The organism is Acidovorax sp. ACV02, from assembly GCF_014851475.1.
GTDB classification, from domain to species: domain Bacteria; phylum Pseudomonadota; class Gammaproteobacteria; order Burkholderiales; family Burkholderiaceae_C; genus Acidovorax; species Acidovorax delafieldii.
The window spans coordinates 166134-184867 of the sequence record NZ_JACUZU010000006.1 but is presented as its reverse complement, the minus strand read 5'-3'; the positions used below and the strand labels follow the sequence as shown (position 1 = coordinate 184867).

General features: G+C 67.1%; 17 protein-coding genes. 8 read left to right on the top strand and 9 right to left on the bottom strand.

Annotation, left to right across the window (positions count from 1 at the left end):
• Nucleotides 1-53 precede the first annotated feature (53 nt).
• The 4 genes from IB236_RS15675 to IB236_RS15660 all read right to left on the bottom strand — a co-directional run bounded on the left by IB236_RS15675 (nucleotide 54) and on the right by IB236_RS15660 (nucleotide 5888).
• On the bottom strand, nucleotides 54-809 hold the full coding sequence (locus IB236_RS15675; RefSeq protein WP_192421406.1) for a 2OG-Fe(II) oxygenase: 756 nt from the start codon (nucleotides 807-809) through the stop codon (nucleotides 54-56).
• Nucleotides 806-1939, bottom strand: coding sequence for a bifunctional DNA-binding transcriptional regulator/O6-methylguanine-DNA methyltransferase Ada (gene ada, locus IB236_RS15670; protein ID WP_192421510.1), 1134 nt, complete (start codon nucleotides 1937-1939; stop codon nucleotides 806-808). Before ada ends, IB236_RS15675 begins: the two co-directional genes overlap by 4 nt.
• 227 nt (nucleotides 1940-2166) lie before the next feature.
• Complete coding sequence (locus tag IB236_RS15665) at nucleotides 2167-4977, bottom strand: DEAD/DEAH box helicase (RefSeq protein ID WP_192421405.1); 2811 nt, start codon at nucleotides 4975-4977, stop codon at nucleotides 2167-2169.
• Between the two features lie 38 nt (nucleotides 4978-5015).
• Nucleotides 5016-5888, bottom strand: a complete 873-nt coding sequence (locus IB236_RS15660; protein WP_192421404.1) for a LuxR family transcriptional regulator — start codon at nucleotides 5886-5888, stop codon at nucleotides 5016-5018.
• A gap of 162 nt (nucleotides 5889-6050) precedes the next feature.
• On the opposite strand from IB236_RS15660, the gene IB236_RS15655 reads away from it, so the two are divergent.
• The 3 genes from IB236_RS15655 (at nucleotide 6051) to IB236_RS15645 (ending at nucleotide 9504) form a co-directional block, all read left to right on the top strand.
• Nucleotides 6051-6527, top strand: a complete 477-nt coding sequence (locus tag IB236_RS15655) for a DUF3237 domain-containing protein (RefSeq protein ID WP_056062938.1) — start codon at nucleotides 6051-6053, stop codon at nucleotides 6525-6527.
• 70 nt (nucleotides 6528-6597) lie between these two features.
• The gene (locus tag IB236_RS15650) at nucleotides 6598-7635 is read left to right on the top strand and encodes a tripartite tricarboxylate transporter substrate binding protein (protein WP_192421403.1); all 1038 of its coding nucleotides are present in this window, start codon (nucleotides 6598-6600) and stop codon (nucleotides 7633-7635) included.
• Nucleotides 7636-7824: 189 nt separating this feature from the next.
• Nucleotides 7825-9504 (top strand): DUF6351 family protein, encoded by a 1680-nt coding sequence (locus tag IB236_RS15645; protein ID WP_192421402.1) that lies wholly within the window; start codon nucleotides 7825-7827, stop codon nucleotides 9502-9504.
• 81 nt (nucleotides 9505-9585) lie between these two features.
• Here IB236_RS15645 and IB236_RS15640 read toward each other — a convergent pair whose 3' ends face one another.
• The 3 genes from IB236_RS15640 to IB236_RS15630 all read right to left on the bottom strand — a co-directional run bounded on the left by IB236_RS15640 (nucleotide 9586) and on the right by IB236_RS15630 (nucleotide 11239).
• Nucleotides 9586-10101: a hypothetical protein gene (locus IB236_RS15640; RefSeq protein ID WP_192421401.1), complete on the bottom strand. Its 516-nt coding sequence runs from the start codon at nucleotides 10099-10101 to the stop codon at nucleotides 9586-9588.
• Nucleotides 10102-10196: 95 nt separating this feature from the next.
• On the bottom strand, nucleotides 10197-10448 hold the full coding sequence (locus IB236_RS15635; RefSeq protein ID WP_192421400.1) for a GlsB/YeaQ/YmgE family stress response membrane protein: 252 nt from the start codon (nucleotides 10446-10448) through the stop codon (nucleotides 10197-10199).
• A gap of 83 nt (nucleotides 10449-10531) precedes the next feature.
• Nucleotides 10532-11239 carry an adenylate/guanylate cyclase domain-containing protein gene (locus IB236_RS15630; protein ID WP_192421399.1) on the bottom strand — a complete coding sequence of 236 codons (708 nt, stop codon included), beginning with the start codon at nucleotides 11237-11239 and terminating at the stop codon, nucleotides 10532-10534.
• 160 nt (nucleotides 11240-11399) lie between these two features.
• On the opposite strand from IB236_RS15630, the gene IB236_RS15625 reads away from it, so the two are divergent.
• Nucleotides 11400-11849 carry a hypothetical protein gene (locus IB236_RS15625; RefSeq protein WP_225581183.1) on the top strand — a complete coding sequence of 150 codons (450 nt, stop codon included), beginning with the start codon at nucleotides 11400-11402 and terminating at the stop codon, nucleotides 11847-11849.
• Between the two features lie 44 nt (nucleotides 11850-11893).
• Here the strand turns inward: IB236_RS15625 and IB236_RS15620 are convergent, their stop codons facing one another.
• Nucleotides 11894-12481, bottom strand: a complete 588-nt coding sequence (locus tag IB236_RS15620; RefSeq protein WP_056062930.1) for a C40 family peptidase — start codon at nucleotides 12479-12481, stop codon at nucleotides 11894-11896.
• A 195-nt stretch (nucleotides 12482-12676) separates the two neighbouring features.
• On the opposite strand from IB236_RS15620, the gene IB236_RS15615 reads away from it, so the two are divergent.
• The 4 genes from IB236_RS15615 to IB236_RS15600 all read left to right on the top strand — a co-directional run bounded on the left by IB236_RS15615 (nucleotide 12677) and on the right by IB236_RS15600 (nucleotide 17209).
• A complete protein-coding gene (locus tag IB236_RS15615) occupies nucleotides 12677-13849 on the top strand; it encodes a PQQ-dependent sugar dehydrogenase (RefSeq protein ID WP_225581182.1) in 1173 nt (390 codons plus the stop codon).
• Nucleotides 13850-14071: 222 nt separating this feature from the next.
• Complete coding sequence (locus tag IB236_RS15610) at nucleotides 14072-15601, top strand: thymidine phosphorylase family protein (protein WP_192421508.1); 1530 nt, start codon at nucleotides 14072-14074, stop codon at nucleotides 15599-15601.
• A gap of 2 nt (nucleotides 15602-15603) precedes the next feature.
• Nucleotides 15604-16518, top strand: a complete 915-nt coding sequence (locus IB236_RS15605; protein WP_192421397.1) for a ribose-phosphate diphosphokinase — start codon at nucleotides 15604-15606, stop codon at nucleotides 16516-16518.
• Between the two features lie 88 nt (nucleotides 16519-16606).
• Nucleotides 16607-17209, top strand: a complete 603-nt coding sequence (locus tag IB236_RS15600) for an isochorismatase family protein (protein WP_192421396.1) — start codon at nucleotides 16607-16609, stop codon at nucleotides 17207-17209.
• Nucleotides 17210-17294: 85 nt separating this feature from the next.
• On the opposite strand, the gene chrA is transcribed toward IB236_RS15600, so the two are convergent.
• Complete coding sequence (gene chrA / locus IB236_RS15595) at nucleotides 17295-18647, bottom strand: chromate efflux transporter (RefSeq protein WP_192421395.1); 1353 nt, start codon at nucleotides 18645-18647, stop codon at nucleotides 17295-17297.
• Nucleotides 18648-18734: the final 87 nt, after the last annotated feature.

The following is an 18734-nucleotide window of genomic DNA, read 5'->3' as shown; positions in this document are numbered from 1 at the left end:
CATCTGTCATCTTTGGCGAGGGGCTGCCTGCAACGGCTTTGGCGGTGACAACCTCATTCAGCATCATGAAAAATGATGCCCAGCGTGTGCCGCCGCCCGCTGCGCAAGCGGCTCACGCCATGGCGCATCTGCACGCGGTAGGGCCCGCGCGTGCCCTGCACGGGGCGGTGGTGCACGGCAAACACCACGGCGTCGCCGCGCGAGAGCGGCACCACCTCGGCCCGCGACTGCATGCGCGGGCGCTGCTCGGTCAGCACGAACTCGCCGCCGGTGAAGTCTCGCCCCGGCTCCGACAGCAGGATGGCAACCTGCAGCGGAAACACATGTTCGCCGTACAGGTCCTGGTGCAGGCAGTTGTAGTCGCCCGGCCCGTACTGCAGCAGCAGCGGGGTAGGGCGCACCTGGCCTGCGGCGTGGCAACGGGCGATGAAGTCGGCATGCTGCGCGAGGTAGCGAACGTCAATGCCCATCGCGGTGTTCCATTGGTTGGCGATGGGGGCCAGATGCGGATACAGCGCGCCGCGCAGACCCGCCACCAGGTCGGGCAGCGGGTAGCTGAAATACCGGTATTCACCCTGGCCAAAGCCATGGCGCTGCATCACCACCCGACTGCGAAAGGTGCCCTCTTGCGCGTGGCCGTACAACTGCGCCAGGGCGGCGCACTCGGCAGTATTGAGCAACTGGGGCAGCACGGCATTGCCTTGCTGGCGCAGGACCTCGCTGGCGGTTTGCCAGTCGATGGTGGCCGCGCGCTGGTGCCACACGCTATCCGTCAGCGTGCCCGGGCTGGAAAAAGCCGCCACGCTCATGCCACCTGCTCCGCCGGCAGCGGGGCCGCTTCGGCATCGCACTCGCGCGCCAGCAGGGCGCGTTTGCGCTCCACGCCCCAGCGGTAGCCCGACAGCGCTCCATCGCTCTTCACCACCCGGTGGCAGGGAATGGCCACTGCCAGCCCATTGGCTGCGCAGGCCTGGGCCACGGCCCGCACGGCCTTGGGGCTGCCGATGCGCTGGGCCACCTCCGCATAGCTGGCCGTCTGACCGGCAGGGATGGCCTGCAGCACCCGCCACACCCGCTGCTGGAACGCGGTGCCGCGCACATCCAGCGGCAGGTTCAGCCCCAGGCCCGGGGCCTCGACAAACGCCACCAACTGTGCCACCAGGGCTTCAAACGCGGTGTCGCCGCCAATCAGTCGGGCCTGCGCAAACCGGTCCTGCAGCTCGCGCAGCAGCGCCTCGGGGTCGTCGCCCAGCAAGATCGCGCAGATGCCCCGGTCGCTCTGCGCCACCAGAATCGCGCCCAGCGAGCACTGGCCGATGGCAAAGCGGATGTCCTGCGACGCACCCCGCGCGCGGTACTGGCTGGGCCGCATGCCCAGCACCTGGGCAGACTGTTCGTAAAACCGGCTGCTGGACTGGTAGCCCGCGCCATAGATGGCGTCCGTCACCGAGTCCATGGTCGGGCTGTCGAGCGCGCTGCGCAGCCGCTGCGCGCGCTGGGCCACCGCATAGGCCTTGGGGGTGAGGCCCGTGGCCTGCTTGAAGATGCGGTGCAGGTGCGAGGCACTCAGGCCCACACGTGCTGCCAGTGCATCGAGGGTGGGTGCCTCACCGGGCGCAGCGCTTTCGATGATGCGGCAGGCTTCCGTCACCAGCGCCGCGTGGTGCGACAGCGCGGTGGCCTGGCGCGGCTTGCAGCGCTGGCAGGGGCGGAACCCGGCGCGCTCCGCATCGTCGCAACTGGCATGGAACAGCACGTTCTCTGGCCGGGGTGTGCGCGACGCGCAACTGGGGCGGCAGTACACGCCCGTGGTCTGCACCGAGTACCAGAACGTTCCATCGGCCTCAGTGCTGCGCGCCACCACTGCCGCCCAGCGCGGGTCGGCCTGGGTGGCGGCTGCCTGCGCGGCTTTGGTGTTGGGACGGTGGCGGGTGGGCATGGGGGTGCTGCGGGGAAGAAGGGCGGTCACATTCATCATGGTGCAGGGCTCACAAGGTGGGTTGCAATGCCATGCACTCTAGGGACGGAGGCCGTGAGGCGCACTCCGAAGCTTGCTTTTGAATTCTGCGCTTTTGCGCAAGGCTCCCCGCACGGACGAGTTTGCTCACTTATTGATAGCTTCCGGCGCATGATTTACTAGCGCTACAAGGTAAAAACGCCCAAAACTCAGGTTTCAGGTGGCTGCAGCGGCCGGGGCCGCCGTTTGCCCGTGCCACCCCAGCGCAGCGCGTCTTCGCCGGGTATGCCCAGCGGGTTGTTGGCCGGTTCGGTCAAGGGGGCCAGCAGCGCGTGCAGGTCGGCCTCGCTGAACTTGACTGCGCCTTCGGCATCGTGCCCCAGCACGCCCTGGGCCAGCGCGCCCTTGCGAGCCTGCAGCTCCAGCATGCGCTCTTCGATGCTGCCTTCCACCACCAGCTTGTAGACAAACACCGGCTGGTCCTGCCCGATGCGGTGGGCGCGCGCGGTGGCCTGTTCTTCCACGGCGGGGTTCCACCAGGGGTCCAGGTGGATCACGGTGTCGGCGGCCGTGAGGTTCAGGCCCAGACCACCGGTCTTGAGGCTCACCAGCAGGATGGCGGCGCTTGCATCGCCCTGCGCCTGGAACTGCCGCACCACCGCGCCGCGCTGGCGGGGTGGCGTCTGGCCGGTGAGGGTGAGGTAGGGCAGGGCCAGGGTGTCGAGCAGCTCGGCTGCCAGGCCCAGCATTTCGGTGAACTGCGAGAACACCAGCACGCGGCGGCCTTCATCGACCAGGGCGGGTAGCAGGTCGGCCAGCAGTTCGAGCTTGGCGCGCTCCATCGAGTGCGATGTTTTCGTGGTGCCTTTGACGAGGCGTGGATCGCAGCAGACCTGGCGCAGTTTCAGCAGGGCATCGAGGATGGCTATCTGTGAACCCTCAAAGCCCTGCCGTTCCAGTGCGCGGCGCACCTGCTTGTCGGCGGTGGTGCGCACGGCCTCGTACAGCTCACGCTGTTTGCCTTGCAATTGCACGCGCAGGATGGTCTCGGTGCGCGGCGGCAGTTCGGTGGCCACGTCCTGTTTGCGGCGGCGCAGGATGAACGGGCGCACGCGTTGTGACAGCAGCTGGGCGCGCAGGGTTTCGCCGTTTTCCTCGATGGGCTTGCGCCAGCGGGCGTTGAAGCTGCGCACATCGCCCAGAAACCCGGGCATCAAAAGGTCGAACTGCGCCCACAGCTCGCCCAGGTGGTTTTCCAGCGGCGTGCCGGTCAGGCACAGCAGGTGCGGCGCCTGCAGCTTGCGCAGGGCGCGGGCGCTGCGGCTGCCGGCGTTTTTCACCATCTGGGCCTCGTCCAGGATGAGCAGGTGGAAGGGCTCGGCGGCCAGCGCATCCACATCGCGCCAGAGCAGCGGATAGGTGGTCAGCACCAGGTCGTGGTCAGCGATGTGCAGGTAGCGTTTGCCACGGTCGGCGCCATGCAGGGCGAGCACGCGCAGGCTGGGCGCCATGCGCGCGGCCTCGGCCTGCCAGTTGAAGAGCAGGGAGGTGGGTAGCACCACCAGCGCCGGGCGCTTCAGCCGCCCGGCCTCCTTTTCGGTCAGCACATGGGCCAGCGCCTGTGCGGTTTTGCCCAGGCCCATGTCGTCGGCCAGGATGCCGCCCAGGCCCTGGGCGCGCAGGTACTGCAGCCAGGCCAGGCCTTCAAGCTGGTAGGGGCGCAGCTGCACCTGCAGGCCCTGCGGTGCGGCCACCGGCTGGGGCGCACCGATAGAGCGCAGGCGCTTGGCGAGCTGCGCCAAGCCCACGTCGCCTTGCAACTGCCAGTCGTTGTTCCAGCCGTTCACCGTGCCCACGCGGTGCACCTGCACGAGCCCGGCACGCAGGGCCTCGATGCGGCGCGCCTCCCACGCGCCCAGGCGCAGCGGGTCCCCGTCCTGCAGCTGTTTGCGGGTGGGGTCGGTCAGCAAGTCCACCATGGCGCCCACGATGGCCTTGAGTGGCCCGGCAGGCGCCTCGATGCGCTTGCCGCCGGGCGCACGCAGCGAAATGATGGCGATGTCATCGATGGCGGCCATCTGCCGCGCGTTGAGCCAGCGGGCGTCGCGGCGCAGCAGGTCGGCCAGCATGGGGGCCAGGTCCAGCGTTTCACCGTCGATCTCGATGCCCAGGCTGAGCAGCCAGGCGCCCTCGCGCTCGGGCAGCATGAGCTTTTGCACGGGGCGCTGGCGTGTGCCCAGCGGGCCATCGACTTCCTTGGCCAGCAGCTCGCCAGTGTCGGGGGCGATGACCAGCTTCCAGCGCGACACGGGCACGCTTTCGTGCGCAAAGCCGGGGTGTACCACCACGCTCCAGCCCTCGGTTCGCAACTCGGGAACCACGTCGGCCCAGAAGTCGCCAAAGTGCGCCTCCTGCGCCAGCGTCCACACAGGGCCCAGCGTGGTGGCGGCTGCGCGGTGGCGCCACTGCAGGCTTTTGGGGTCTACAGGGGTCAGGCCCAGGTCCCACACGCGGTCCACGGCATCGGCTTCAGCCGCTAGGTTGCGCTGCATGCGCACCACCGGGCCACCGGTGTCGAACAGGTCTTGCACCGGGGCCGGGCGCGCGTTGAGGATGGAGGTGGGGGCCGGCGTCTGCCAGGTGGCGCCATCGTCGGTGCGGTAGGTCCAGTCAATCTGCACCAGCGTCACGCTGTCACCACGCGGGCCCAGCTTGCCCTGGGGCGCCATGCCCAGCAGGCCATCGCCCCGGCCCAGCGTCATGAGGGTGATGCGCGGGCGAAAGTGGCCGGGGACGACGCCATCGGGTGTGTTGGGCGCCGGGCTGTGGCCCGGCGGGTGGCTGCCATCGCCCCGCAGCTGGGCCATGACCTGCGCGGCCTCGGCGTCGGTCAGCGGGGGCAGCTGCTGCAGGGCGGCGCTGTCAGCACGGTTGCGCAGGGCCTGGGCCCATTGCGCAACCACATGGGCACGGCCTGCGGGGGGCGTGGGTGGAACGGGTGACTGCGGCAGGCTGGGCATGGGCTGGCATTGTGCCCATGCGTGGCGTGCCTTTTCGTCTAGACGCTGCGTTGGGTGCCCAGCGCCAGTGCAAACAGCTCGTTGCGAAAGTGGATGCCCAGGCGGCTGAATGCGCGGTTGCGGTAGGTTTTGACGGTGGGAAGGCTCAGGCCCAGGTCGCAGGCAATGCCCTCCTGCGTCATGCCTTGCAGCAGGCGGGCGCACACGTCCAGCTCGCGCTCGGTCAGCCCCGCGTGAGCGCGCAGCAGGCGTTCGCGCAGCGCGGGCAGGCTGTGGGACAGCGCGGGGGCCGTGGCCTGTGGCGGGGGCTGCAGTGCGGGTTGCAACACCCCGGGGCGCTGGGCCAGGGCGATGTGCTTGCGGGTCAGCGCCAGCAGCACCGGGGCCATGCCCTCAAAGTCGCTGATCTGCCGGTCCTGGAACGGCTTTTGGTGCTGGTGGCGGTAGAAGTTGACGGCAAAGACCGAGCCATCGCTCTCGTGTTCGACCACCGACACCCGCTCGGCCACGCCATGGGCCTCGTATACGCGGGCGCGGTGTTCTGCGTCCACCTCGGGCGCCGTCAGGTGGCACAACTGGGTGGGCGCTTCGGCCGGGGCGGCTTCGTCCAGCGAGCGGCCCCAGGTGCGGTCGGTGCGGTAGGGGCCTGACAGGTAGGCCCACCAGCAGTCCTGCGTGGTGTCGGGAATGCCGTAACTGGCCGACATGAACAAGGTGGGTTTGCAATGGCGCCCGGTGCGGTACACCGACCAAGACGCTGCGGGCAGCACGGGTGCCAGCTCCTGCAGCATGCCGCAGGCAAACCCGTCATCGCCCAGCTGGTGAACCATGGCGCCCAGGGCTGAGCCCGTGAGGTTGGGCGTGGGCGCAATGCTGCTGCCCGAGGTGCTTGCAGGGAGCCAGTGCCTCATGGGTTGCGCGGGGTATGCCGGGTGGGCTTTGTCATTGTTGTCATCTTCAGGGATGACAGGGGTCAAGCGCCACGGGATTTACGCTAGGTGCAACCCCGCAAGCAGGCTGGGTGCACGCCGCCCCTGGCCGCTTGCCTGCCAGACACCCGAAAGATGGAGCCCATGACCGAACCCGTGCCCTTTGTGGAACCCCGTTTGCGATTTTTTGCCGACCTGCGCGTGGAGGTGGGCGTGCCCCAGGAGGTGGGCCGCACCGTGCACGGCCTGCGTCGGCTCATCCCCATCCTGGGCGGTAAGGCCCAGGGCGATGGCTGGCAGGCCCGGGTGATGCCCGGCGGGGCGGATTTTCAGCTCATCGTGAGCGACACCCTGGCCGAGCTGGACGCGCGCTACACGCTGGAGGCGGATGGCGGTGACTTGATCTATGTGCAGAACCGCGCAGTGCGGTCCGGCCCACCCGAGCTGATGGCGCGCCTGGTGCGTGGCGAGGTGGTGGACCCGGCGCAGATCTACTTTCGCTGCAGCCCCCAGTTCGAGACAGCGTCTCCCGCACTGCGATGGATCGGGGAGCGCATGTTCACGGGCACCGGTGCGCGGTTTCCCGATGCAGTAGCCATGCGGTTCTGGGAGCTGATGTAGCCGCACAGCAGTCCCGCATTTCACTTTTTTGATGACCGACAGCACACAACAACACCCTGGAGACCTTGTCATGACCTCTTTTTCCACGCTCACCCGCACCCTGTCCCGCAACTTCTCTCGTCGGCATGCCCTGCGCAGCGTCTGCCTGGCAGCCACGGTGGTGGCGGGCCTGGCCCCCGCCACTGGTGCCCTGGCGCAGACGGCCAGTTACCCCAACAAGCCGGTGCGCATCATCGTGGGCTTTCCGGCAGGCACCGGGCCGGACATCGTGGCGCGGCTGCTGGCGCAGAAGCTGTCGGAAGGCTGGGGCAACCTGGGCGTGATCGTGGACAACAAGCCCGGCGCCGGGGGCCTGATCGCTGCGACCGAGGCCGCACGCGCCACCCCTGATGGCTACACGCTGATGCTGGGCGAAACTGGACAGCTCAGCATTGCGCCCAGCAGCTACAACAAGCTGCCCTACGACCCGCAAAAGGACTTCGCGCCCGTGAGCCAGGTGGTCACCGCCGACTTCGCGTTGCTCGTCAACCCACAAAAGGTGCCGTCGCGCAATGTGAAGGACTTTGTGACCTGGACCCAGCAGCAAAAGGGCCTGTTCCTGGCCACCTTTGGCGCGGGTACCCCGGGGCACTTTGGCGCCTTCATGTTTGGCGAGGCCGTGAAGCTCAAGCCCGAACCGGTGCACTACAAGAACACCACCGACGCGCTGGGTGGCCTGTTCAGCGGCGACGTGCAGGGCGTGTTTGCCAGCGTGGGCCTGGCTGCGCCCAACGTGAAGGCCGGCAAGCTGGTGGCGCTGGGCACTACGGGCGGCACCCGGTCCAACGCACTGCCCGATGTGCCCACCATCAAGGAGCAGGGCTACCCCAGCCTTGAGTTCAACTCGTGGTTTGGCATCGTGGCCCCGGCCAAGACGCCCCCCGAGATCGTCGCCAAGCTGAGCGCTGACATCATCAAGGCCGTGCAGTCGCCCGAGGGCAAGGCCAAGATGGAAGAGGCTGGTTTCCGCGTGACGGGCACCAACCGCGAGGAGTTCGCACGCATCATCGCGGCCGACACGGTGACCTGGGGCAAGGCCGTGGCCGCCACGGGCTTCAAGGCCGACTGAGTCGGCACTGCCCAGTGATTGCCGGGCGCTACGCATTCCGCTCGCAGGGCGGCGCCAGGCGATAGCGGCAACGCCGTCCGATTTCCAAAAAATCCGCGCACCTTCCTCAGCGACGCCCTGACGGACGTCGCCGTGCGTTCCTGCGCCAATGGTTCAACCCCACAAGACCGATCTACCGAGGAGATCACCATGCCATCCCTTTCGCTGGATACCCCCATCGCGCAACGCGTTGCGCTGCCCGCCGCCGTGCTGCTGCCGTTATTGCTCAGTGCCTGCGGCGGCGGCAACGCTGTGCTGGTGACGGAGAGCGCCAACCCGGCCGCCGCTTGCGCCGCATTGAGCACCAACGCGCAGCTCAGCAACACCAACTTGTCCACCAGCTATGTGCCACCGGGCACGCGCCGCCCCGGTGGCGCTGCCACGGGCGACGTTTTGCCCGGGCACTGTGTGGTCACGGGGGCCATCAACCCGCGTGTGGGTGTGGATGGCAAGAACTATGCGATCGGCTTTCAGTTGAGCCTGCCCGACCGCTGGAACGGACGCTTTCTGTTCATCGGCGGGGGCGGCAACGACGGCATCCTGCGCGACACCTCGCTCAGCTCCAGCATTTCGGGCGGCACGCCATCGCCGCTGGGGCAGGGCTTTGCGGTGGTGTCCACCGATGCGGGCCATACCGGCACCAGCGCCAGCTTTGGCGCCGACCCGCAGGCGCGCACCGACCATGCCTACAACTCTTACGACAAGACGGCCGTGGCCTCCAAGTCGCTGATCAGCACGCGCTACGGCCGCAAGCCCGACTACTCCTACTTCTCTGGCTGCTCCGGCGGCGGGCGCCAGGGCATGATGTTCTCGCAGCGATTCCCGGACTACTTTGACGGCATCACCGCCGGAGCGCCCGCCATGCGCGTGTCCAGCGGTGCCACGGTGGCCGCCATGTGGAACACCATCCAGTTCAACGCGATTGCGCCCCAAGACGCCAGCGGCAACCGCATCCTGTCGCGCGCCTTCAGCAACACCGACCTGAAACTGGTGGCCAATGCGGTCAATGCCCGCTGCGACGCGGCCGACGGCGTGGTGGACGGCCTGGCCCAGAACGTCAACGCCTGCAAGGCGTTTGACCCCAGCGTGCTGCAATGCGCGGGCGGCAAGACCGACAGCTGCCTGTCGTCCGCCCAGGTGGGTGCGCTCAAGAGCGTGTTCGCCGGGCCCCGCAACTCGGCGGGCAAGGCGCTGTACTCCGGCCAACCGTGGGACGCCGGGCTGGCGGCTCCCGGCTGGCGGTCCTGGACGCTGGGTAACTCGACCACGGCCACGCCCGACGCACGCTACATCACACTGATGGTGGATGCCCTGGTCAACGAGTTCTTCACACCGCCCGATCTCTCGTTCAACCCGCTGACCTTCAACTTTGATACCGACCCCGCACGCATGGCCGCGTACTCTGCCGTCTACGACACCTATGCCGACGACAAACTGGCGGCCTACAAGCAGCGCGGCGGCAAGCTGCTGTTCATTCACGGCATGTCTGACCCGATCTTCTCGGCGTTTGACACGGTGGACTACTACGAACGTCTGGCCGCTAACAACGGCGGCATGGCGGCTACGCAGAACTTTGCGCGGACCTTCCTGGTGCCGGGCATGAACCACTGCTCGGGCGGTCCGGCCACCGACAACTTCGACTCGATCCAGACCATGGTGGATTGGGTAGAGAAGGGGATTGCCCCACAAAGCATCGCGGCCAAGGCGCTGCCCACCAACGCCGACTTCCCCAACCGCACGCGTCCGCTGTGCTCCTACCCGCAGTTTGCCAAGTACAAGGGCTCGGGCAGTGTGGAAGACGCCAGCAGCTTTGTCTGCTCGGCCAGCTGATGCGCGGCCTGAGCGACGCTGCAATAAAGCGGAAAGGGCCCTCGGGCCCTTTTTTTGGGTCTGTACACCTGGGTCCTGGGGTCAGCGCTTGACCGTTGAGGACTCCACGGGCGGCGGCAACCGCAGTTGGGCTTGTTGCACCACGCGGATGCAGTCACGCAAATGCTGCTCGCCCAGGTAGCGCAGGGTGGCGTAGCCAAGGGTGGCCGCGATGGCTTGTCCCGCCAGGGGCACGTACTTGGCAGCCTGCTTGGTGCTCAGGCGCAAACCCACCGTCTGGGTGGCACGGATGACCAGTTCGCGGGTGATGAGCTTGCCGATCAGCACCGAACCCACCAGGCCCACCGCCTTTTGCACCTGCTCCCGCTTTTTTGGATCCAGCTGGTCGATCTGCTCGGCCGACAGGCCGAACTCGGTATTGATCTGTGGAATCAGGCGGGAAAGCAGGGCAGCATCGACCGCCCAGTCCAGCCCCGGCACCGGGACCACGCTGGCCGCTGCCGCCACCATGGCGCGGCGGTGCAGCAGCTTGCGGGCGAGGCGTACAACCGCGGCCAGTTCAGGGTCTCCAGCGGCCATTTGCAATGAGGTGGGCATGGGTGACAACGTGATGGAGGGTGATAGGACGAAAGTGCGTGATTCAAAGCGCAGATGGCGAGCAGGTCAGCGAGCGGGGCAAGATCCAGGACCTCTCAGGACTTGCCCTTGACCAGGCCGTACACCAACAGCAGAGCGACAGCGCCCAGCACGGATGCAATCCAGCCAGCGCTGTCGCCCTGCGCATACCAGCCCATGGCCATGCCCACGTAGCTGGCCAGAAACGAGCCCGCTACACCGAGCAGCGCCGTCATGATCCAGCCCAGTTTGTCGTCCCCGGGTTTGACGGCACGGGCAATCAAGCCCACCACCAAACCAATCAGCAACATCCCCAGAAGTGACAGCATGTTTTTCCCCTTGATAGTTGGTTCAGACGATAGAGTCACTTTACAGATGGGGCAGTCAAAGCGCTGTCGGACAATGCCCCCTGTCAGCGTCCCCCAGGCAAGGTGGTGCTGTGCCGTGTGGAGTTCCACGGATGCAGGGGGCGTTCAAAAAGGCAGCGCTCAAAGCGGTGCGCATGCAGGTCCATGCCCGATATCTGGTGGTCGGTGCGCGAGCACACGTAGCGCCCGCTCGGCAGGCTGGCCCAGGCCGCCTCAGTGAGCAGGATCTCGTTGGCTGTGGCAATGTCTTCGCCCAGCTTGCAGGCGCAGTTCATCTCGGGGCCAAACAGGTCCTCGCGTGCAATCACCAGGGTGGGCCCAAAGCCAATGCCTGCGCTCACGTTCAGCGTCCGCTCAGGCGGCAGCACGGTGTTCATGGCGCCCAGGGCGCGCAGGGTGTCCAGCGCGGCCTCCAGGGCTTGCTCGGGCGTGGCGAACACCGCAAACAGGTTATCGGCCTCCTGCTTGATGACCTCACCGCCGTTGCCTTCGATCGCAGGGCGCGCTGCCTGCTCCATCTGGTGGATCATCGCCAGGAAGTGAATGATGCCGTGGCGCTGGGTGATGCGGGAGAAGCCGCACATGTCCTGCACCAGGATGGCGACACTGCGCACAAACGCCTGTTCAATGGCGGCGTCAATCGCCCCGGTGCCGCTGGTGGGGCTCTGGTTGCGCTCTGACAGCAGGCGCCGGAGATAGCCCTTGTCGTGTGCAGTCGCAGCATCGGGGGGCAGCGCGGGGGTGTGGTGCATGGCAACGCCCTGTGGGTGGTGTCCGACATGGTAGCGCGGCCGGTGCTGGCGCCGCGCAGGTTGCGCCCGGGGCTACAGTGAGGCTCGCAAAGGGTGGTGGGGTGCTTGTCGTACCCACAACTGCCGCAGACTTCTCTCAAGACAGAAAGGTGTACCCACCATGTTCACTATGTCATCCACCCCATTCATTTCATACTCCGTTGCACCGGCTGGGGCCCAGCGCTCGTCATGGAGCCGGTTGGTGGCTCGCCCGGCCGCCGTATTGATGGCCGCCATGGCCTTGGGCGGTGTGTTGTCGTTTCCCACTGCCGCCCAGGCGCAAAGCGACGAGGCATCCCTGGCGCGCGGTGCCGTGCCTGACACCACGCCGCAGCAGCGCTACCAGTCGGCCATTCGTGAAGCGGGGGGCGGGCTCAAGGTGAGCCTGGAAGAGTGCCGGTCCATGCCGACGGCGGCGCGCAAGCGGTGTGAGTCCGAGGCCCGGGCGCGATATCAGTCGGACATGGCAGCAGCCAAGGCGCTGCTGCGGGGCGATCCGTCTGCAGGGCCGGTCAATGTGACGGGTGGACCGATCCGCAGCACCGAGACGGTGTACGTGGTCAAGCCGTGATCACCACGGCCCGCCAATGAAGGAAGCCGGGAGCGTTTTACGATTTATTTCTGCGCCTGGGGTGCCTGGGCGCTCTCGACACCTTCGCCCGGCGTCACACGGCGCGCGCCGTTGAAACGGCGTGCCCAGTAGGCGACGCCCATGTCTTCCACCCGGATCTCCGAGCCGCTGCGGGGCGAGTGGATGAACTTGCCGTCCCCCACATAAATGCCCACGTGGCTGAAGTTGCGGCGCATGGTGTTGAAGAACACCAGGTCGCCGGGTTGCAGCTCTTTCTTGTCGATGACCTGGGTGGCGGCTGCCTGCTGATCAGCCCGGCGGGGCAGCAAAAGCCCCACCGTCTGCTCATAGATAGCGCGCACAAAGCCGCTGCAGTCAAAGCCGGTCTCGGCACTATTGCCGCCACGCTTGTAGGGCACACCCAAAAAACCCATGGCGTTGACCACCAGGTCACCCGCGCGGCCTGCTACGGTCTGGGCCTTGTCAGCCACCTTGTGGCTCACGTCTTCGAGTCGGGTAAACAGCCCTTTGTCCGCGAGCAAGCGGTCCATATCGTCAGAATTGGTGCCCTGGGGCGCCGCATGCGCAGCGGTGGCGCAGGCAAGGATGAGGATGCAAAACCATCTGGACATGGGGGCGAAGGGTAACACGGTATGGTTATTTATCAAAAATAAGCATTTTTGCAAGCTGTTGATTTGATTCAGATAAATCGATGGGCGCAGTGTTTTCACAGGCAAAAGCCGCTTGCAAGATGCGCGCCAGACCGGCTTGCCTCCGCCCCAGGTGCGGTCGGTGGCAAGGCCATGGGCCAAAAGGAGCTTGAGAGCATGGGTTGGACTCTAAATCGGCAGGTAGTGCTAGTGAACAAAGCACGGGTAGCTATATGTTTGATAGCAGCCAGTGCGCACGCAGGCAGCCAGGCCCAAGGCGTCCCCGTGCCGCCGCCGGCGGTGTCGCTGGTGCCGGTGGCCACCGGCCTGGTCCACCCCTGGGCGGTGGCCTTTTTGCCGGGCGGTCAGTTCTTGGTGACCGAGCGGCCGGGGCGCCTCCGCGTTGTCAGCGCGACGGGACAGGTGGGGCCTGCGCTGGCGGGAGTGCCGCAAGTGGCGGCAGGCGGGCAGGGCGGCCTGCTGGACGTGGTGACCGACAACGACTTTGCCCGCAACCGCAGCATCTACTTCTGTTTTGCCGAGCCCGCAGCGGGTGGCGCGGCAGGCAACAGCACGGCGGTGGCGCGCGCCACCTTGTCGGCCGACGCCAGCAGCCTTCAGGAGGTGCGCGTCATCTTCAGCCAGCGGCCCAAGGTGGAGAGCGCGCTGCACTTTGGCTGCCGCATTGCCCAGGCCAGCGACGGCAACCTGTTTGTGGCGCTGGGCGAGCGCTACCACCGCAAGGACGACGCCCAAAAGCTCGACAACCACCACGGCAAGGTCATCCGCATCACGCCCGACGGAGCAGCGCCGCCCGACAACCCTTACGTGAAGCAGCCCGGCGCCTTGCCCGAGATCTGGAGCTACGGCCACCGCAACCCCCAGGGCGCCACGATGGGCCCCGACGGCAAGCTGTGGATGCACGAACATGGCCCGCAGGGCGGTGACGAAATCAATCTGCCCCAGCCCGGGCGCAACTACGGCTGGCCCGTCATCACCTACGGCGAGAACTACGGCGGCGGAAAGATGGGCGAGGGCACGGCCCGCTCCGGCATGGAACAGCCACTGCACCACTGGACACCGTCCATCGCCCCCTCGGGCATGGCGTTTCTGACCAGCACGCGCTACGGCGCGGCGTGGCAGGGCAGTTTGTTCGTCGGGTCGCTCAAGTTCGGCACCCTGCACCGGCTGGAAGTGTCTGGCGGCAAGGTGCAAAAGGAGGAGCGGCTGTTGCAAGGCAATGGCGAGCGCATCCGCGACGTACGCCAGGGGCCAGACGGCTTGTTGTACCTGCTGACCGACAGCCCGCAGGGACGGTTGCTGCGCTTGCAGCCCGCTGCGGCCCCATGACCGGTTTTGCTTGATGCAGGTCAAGCAAGCCCGGAGATGGGTGACCGATCCGGCGGACCCGGGGTGATCCCGCAGGCTGGGCGCGTATTTTCGGTATAGGCTGGCGCGATGCATGCTGAGCCCACCACCTCTTCCCCTGCCACGCCCTCCGCTCCTCCTGCGGCCTCGGTCAATCCGGGCACCGCGCCCGACGATCTGGCGAGCACGCCCGCCCGGTCCAAGCTGGCCCTGCGCCGTGTGGCGATCGACACCTGGCGAGAAAACGTCGCCTACCTGCACCGTGACTGCGCCGTGTACCGGGCCGAGGGCTTCCAGGCGCTTTCCAAGATCGAGGTGCGCGCCAACGGCCGCCGCATCCTGGCCACGGTGAACGTGGTGGACGACCCTGCCATCGTGGGCTGCCACGAGCTGGGCCTGTCGGAAGACGCGTTTGCCCAGCTCGGCGTGGACAACGGCCATACCGTGTCGGTGGCCCAGGCAGAGCCACCCGAGTCCATGGGCGCGCTGTTCCGCAAGATCGCCAGCGAGCGCCTCACGCGGGAGGACTTTGGCGCCATCGTGCGTGACATTGCCGACCACCGGTATTCCAAGATCGAACTCACAGCCTTTGTGGTGGCTTGCCACCGCAACGAGCTGGACCGGGAGGAGGTCTTCTTCCTGACCGATGCCATGGTGGCCAGTGGCCGGCGCCTGGACTGGCACGAACCGCTGGTGGTGGACAAGCACTGCATTGGCGGCATCCCCGGCAACCGCACGACCATGCTGGTCGTGCCCATCGTGGCGGCGCACGGCATGTTGTGCCCCAAGACGTCATCGCGCGCCATCACATCCCCTGCCGGCACGGCCGACACCATGGAGGTGCTGGCCAAGGTGGAGCTGCCGCTGGAGCAGCTGGCCGACATCGTGCGCGACTACCGGGGCTGCCTGGCCTGGGGCGGCACGGCCAACCTGTCGCCCGCCGACGATGTGCTGATCTCGGTGGAGCGGCCGCTGTCCATCGACTCTGCCGGGCAGATGGTGGCGTCCATCCTGTCCAAAAAAGTGGCTGCCGGTGCCACGCACCTGGTGCTTGACATTCCCATCGGTCCCACGGCCAAGGTGCGCTCCATGCCCGACGCACAGCGCCTGCGCCGCCTGTTTGAATATGTGGCGCGGCGCATGGGCCTGTCGCTGGACGTGGTCATCACCGACGGCCGCCAGCCCGTGGGCAACGGCGTGGGCCCGGTGCTGGAGGCGCGCGATGTGATGCGCGTGCTGCAGAACGACCCGCGCGCGCCTGACGACCTGCGGCAGAAGGCGCTGCGCCTGGCCGGACGCCTGATCGAGTGCGACCCTGATGTGCGCGGCGGCGACGGCTACGCGATTGCGCGCGACATCCTTGACTCCGGCCGGGCGCTGGCGCGCATGAACGCGATCATCGCCGCTCAGGGCAGCACGGGGTTTGACCATAACCACCCGGCACTGGGTGTGCTGACGCTGGACGTGGTGGCGCCCGCCAGCGGCGTGGTGGCGGGCATCGACAACTACCAGATCGCCCGCGTGGCCCGGCTGGCCGGGGCGCCCAAGGTGCCGGGCGCCGGGGTGGACCTGATGCAGAAGCTGGGCGACACCGTGGCGGCGGGGGACTTGCTGTACCGCGTGCACGCCAGCTACCCGGCGGACCTGGAGTTTGCGCGCCATGCGTGCGAGCGGGACAGCGGCTTCCGCCTGGGCACGGCCGACGAGGTGCCACGCGTGTTTGTGGAGTTCTGAGCATGTCCGCACCTGAAGCCGCCTGTTTGCTGTATTTCGACGACGAAGCCGCGCCTGCGCTGCGCCTGGCGCAGGCCGCCGGTTTGCCTGCCCAGGCCATCGAACGCCACCGTTTTCCCGATGGCGAACTCAAGCTGCGCCTGCCGGTGAACGAGACCACTGGCCGCCTCCCACGCCACGCCCTGTTGCTGCGCAGCCTGCACCAGCCCAATGAAAAGCTGGTGGAGCTGCTGCTGGCCGCACGCACGGCCCGCAGCCTGGGTGTACACCACCTCACGCTGGTGGCGCCGTACCTGGCCTATATGCGGCAAGACATCGCCTTCCATCCCGGTGAGGCCGTGAGCCAGCAGGTGGTGGGTGGGTTTTTGGCCGGGCTGTTCGATGCCGTCATCACCGTGGACCCGCACCTGCACCGCATCGAACGGCTGGAGCAGGCCATCCCCGTGCCGCAGGCCGTGGTGCTCAGCGGCGCCGAGCCGCTGGCCGATCTGATTGCTGAACGCCGCCCGAGTGCTTTGCTGGTGGGGCCCGATGGCGAATCCGCCCAGTGGATCGCCCAGGCCGCCGCGCGCCACGGCTTTGACCATGCCGTGTGCACCAAGGTGCGCCATGGCGACCGCCATGTGGCCATCGAACTGCCCGCGCTCAACGCCCAGGGGAGGGCGGTGGTGCTGCTGGACGACATGGCCAGCACCGGCCGCACGCTGGCGCTGGCCGCGCGGCTGCTGCTGCAGGCGGGTGCCGCCTCGGTGGATGTGGCGGTGACGCATGCGCTGTTTGCGGGCGATGCGCTGCAGGTGCTGCATGAAGCCGGGGTGGAGGAGGTGTGGAGCACGGACTGCATCCCGCACCCGAGCAACGCCGTGGCCATGGCCGGGCCGCTGGCCACGGCGCTGCAGTCCGTCCTTCGCACCTGAAAACCCTGGGCTCGGGCTGCGACAATGTGCCATTGCCTTCCTCGCTGCGCCCGCACAGCGATTCAACGAACACAGAAACGGTCCCACCATGCTGCTTGACGCCACCGAATCCCAACTCGTCCTGGTCGATTACCAGGATCGCCTGATGCCCGCCATCCACGAAGGCCCCGCCGTGCTGGCCAACGCCCGCCGCCTGGCCGAGATCGCCCGCATGCTGGATGTGCCCGTGTGGGGCACCGAGCAAAACCCCTCGCGACTGGGTGCCAACGACGCCGCGCTGCGCGCCCTGTGCCAGAAGACCCTGGCCAAGATGCACTTCAGCGCCGCCGAAGAAGGCCTGGGCGAATGGCTGCGCCCTCCCGCCAAGCCCCAGGGCGGCAACGCGCGCAGCCTGCCCAAGCACCTGCAAAAGCCTGCCCCGCTGGCTTCAGAGCGCGGCACCATCGTCATTGCCGGGTGCGAAGCCCATGTCTGCCTGCTGCAAACCGCGCTGGACCTGCTCGACGACGAGTTTGAAGTGTGGGTGGTGACCGACGCCTGCGGCTCGCGCACCGAACGCAACCGCGACGCCGCCTTTGACCGCCTGGCCGGCGCAGGCGCCGAGCTGGTGACCACCGAGATGGTGGCGTTTGAATGGCTGGGCAGCTGCGAGCACCCGGCGTTCAAGGACGTGCTCGGGCTGATCAAATAGCGCTTTTCAAGCCAAATTGGCTGCTAGCGCATGATTTTTATGCGCTGGCAGCTATCAAAATAATAGTGACTGATGCAGATTCCGGTCAGGCGAAGTAGGGCGTTGCCAGCTTCACTGCCAGGCCCACCAGGGCACAGCCGCCCAGCAGCGGCATGACGCCCAGCTTGAAGCGGAACAGTGCCACCAGTGCACCCACGGCGATCACCGCCGACACGGCATCGAAGTGGCCGCCAAATCCTTGTGGCCACAGCAGGTGGTAGGCAAAAAACAGCGCCAGATTCAGGATCACGCCCACCACGGCGGCGGTGATGGCCGACAGCGGCGCCGTAAAGCCCAGCTTGCCGTGCGTGGCCTCCACCAGCGGGCCGCCTGCCAGGATGAAGATGAATGAGGGCAAAAAGGTCACAAACGTCACCACGGCGGCTGCCGCTGCGGCGCCGGCAAACAGCGCGTCTGCCCCCCACACCTGTTGCAGCCAGCCGCCCACAAAACCCACAAACGCCACCACCATGATCAACGGGCCAGGGGTGGTCTCGCCCAGGGCCAGGCCGTCAATCATCTGCGGGCCGCTGAGCCACTGGTAGTGCTCCACCGCGCCCTGGTACACATAGGGCAGCACGGCATAGGCGCCCCCAAAGGTGAGCATGGCTGCCTTGGTGAAGAACCATCCCATCTGCGTGAGCGTGCCTTGCCAGCCCTGGGTGGCCACCAGCAGGCCCATGGCGGCGAGCCACAGCGCCAGCCCCGCCGCCAGCACCTTGACCAGGTGGACGCGAGAAAAGCGCGCATGGGCAGGCGTTGGCGTGTCGTCATCGATCAGCGCGGGGCCATAGCCCTTGTGGGCATCGGCATGGCCGCCCCCCAATGCAAACACGGCGGGCCAGCGCTGCGCGCCAAAGTAGCCGATGAGCCCGGCCGCCAGCACGATGGCGGGGAAGGGCGTGTCGAACGCGAAGATCGCCACAAACGATGCGGCAGCGATGCCCCACATCCAGCCGTTCTTGAGCGCGCGGGTGCCGATGCGGTGCGCGGCATGCAGCACCAGCGCCGTCACTGCGGGCTTGATGCCGTAGAAGATGCCCGCCACCACCGGCACATCGCCAAAACGCAGATACACCCACGACAGCCCGATCAGGATGAACAACGAGGGCAGCACAAACAGTGCCCCCGCCACGATGCCGCCCCAGGTGCGGTGCATGAGCCAGCCGATGTAGGTGGCCAGCTGCTGCGCCTCGGGGCCAGGCAGAAGCATGCAGTAGTTGAGGGCGTGCAAGAAGCGGTTTTCGCTGATCCAGCGGCGGCGTTCCACCAGCTCGGCGTGCATGATGGCGATCTGGCCTGCCGGCCCGCCGAAGCTGATGAATCCGAGCTTCAGCCAGAACAGAAAGGCGTCGCGGAACGGGACGGACGTGGGGGCAGGGGACGGTGCTGGGTGCATGGTCCGGGAGTGTGACAGGCCGGTATGACGTTTGCCGACATATCAATATGCCTGCTGCATCTGGAGCCATGGATGATTAGGCAGAGG

Excerpts from the sequence above, each read along its gene's own strand:
- IB236_RS15645 (WP_192421402.1), top strand. The coding sequence starts at position 7,825 with ATGCCATCCCTTTCGCTGGATACCCCCATCGCGCAACGCGTTGCGCTG.
- ada (WP_192421510.1), bottom strand. The coding sequence starts at position 1,939 with ATGCCCACCCGCCACCGTCCCAACACCAAAGCCGCGCAGGCAGCCGCC.
- IB236_RS15675 (WP_192421406.1), bottom strand. The coding sequence starts at position 809 with ATGAGCGTGGCGGCTTTTTCCAGCCCGGGCACGCTGACGGATAGCGTG.
- IB236_RS15625 (WP_225581183.1), top strand. The coding sequence starts at position 11,400 with ATGTTCACTATGTCATCCACCCCATTCATTTCATACTCCGTTGCACCG.
- IB236_RS15660 (WP_192421404.1), bottom strand. The coding sequence starts at position 5,888 with ATGAGGCACTGGCTCCCTGCAAGCACCTCGGGCAGCAGCATTGCGCCC.
- IB236_RS15640 (WP_192421401.1), bottom strand. The coding sequence starts at position 10,101 with ATGCCCACCTCATTGCAAATGGCCGCTGGAGACCCTGAACTGGCCGCG.
- IB236_RS15600 (WP_192421396.1), top strand. The coding sequence starts at position 16,607 with ATGCTGCTTGACGCCACCGAATCCCAACTCGTCCTGGTCGATTACCAG.
- chrA (WP_192421395.1), bottom strand. The coding sequence starts at position 18,647 with ATGCACCCAGCACCGTCCCCTGCCCCCACGTCCGTCCCGTTCCGCGAC.
- IB236_RS15665 (WP_192421405.1), bottom strand. The coding sequence starts at position 4,977 with ATGCCCAGCCTGCCGCAGTCACCCGTTCCACCCACGCCCCCCGCAGGC.
- IB236_RS15630 (WP_192421399.1), bottom strand. The coding sequence starts at position 11,239 with ATGCACCACACCCCCGCGCTGCCCCCCGATGCTGCGACTGCACACGAC.
- IB236_RS15605 (WP_192421397.1), top strand. The coding sequence starts at position 15,604 with ATGTCCGCACCTGAAGCCGCCTGTTTGCTGTATTTCGACGACGAAGCC.
- IB236_RS15615 (WP_225581182.1), top strand. The coding sequence starts at position 12,677 with ATGGGTTGGACTCTAAATCGGCAGGTAGTGCTAGTGAACAAAGCACGG.
- IB236_RS15620 (WP_056062930.1), bottom strand. The coding sequence starts at position 12,481 with ATGTCCAGATGGTTTTGCATCCTCATCCTTGCCTGCGCCACCGCTGCG.
- IB236_RS15635 (WP_192421400.1), bottom strand. The coding sequence starts at position 10,448 with ATGCTGTCACTTCTGGGGATGTTGCTGATTGGTTTGGTGGTGGGCTTG.
- IB236_RS15655 (WP_056062938.1), top strand. The coding sequence starts at position 6,051 with ATGACCGAACCCGTGCCCTTTGTGGAACCCCGTTTGCGATTTTTTGCC.
- IB236_RS15650 (WP_192421403.1), top strand. The coding sequence starts at position 6,598 with ATGACCTCTTTTTCCACGCTCACCCGCACCCTGTCCCGCAACTTCTCT.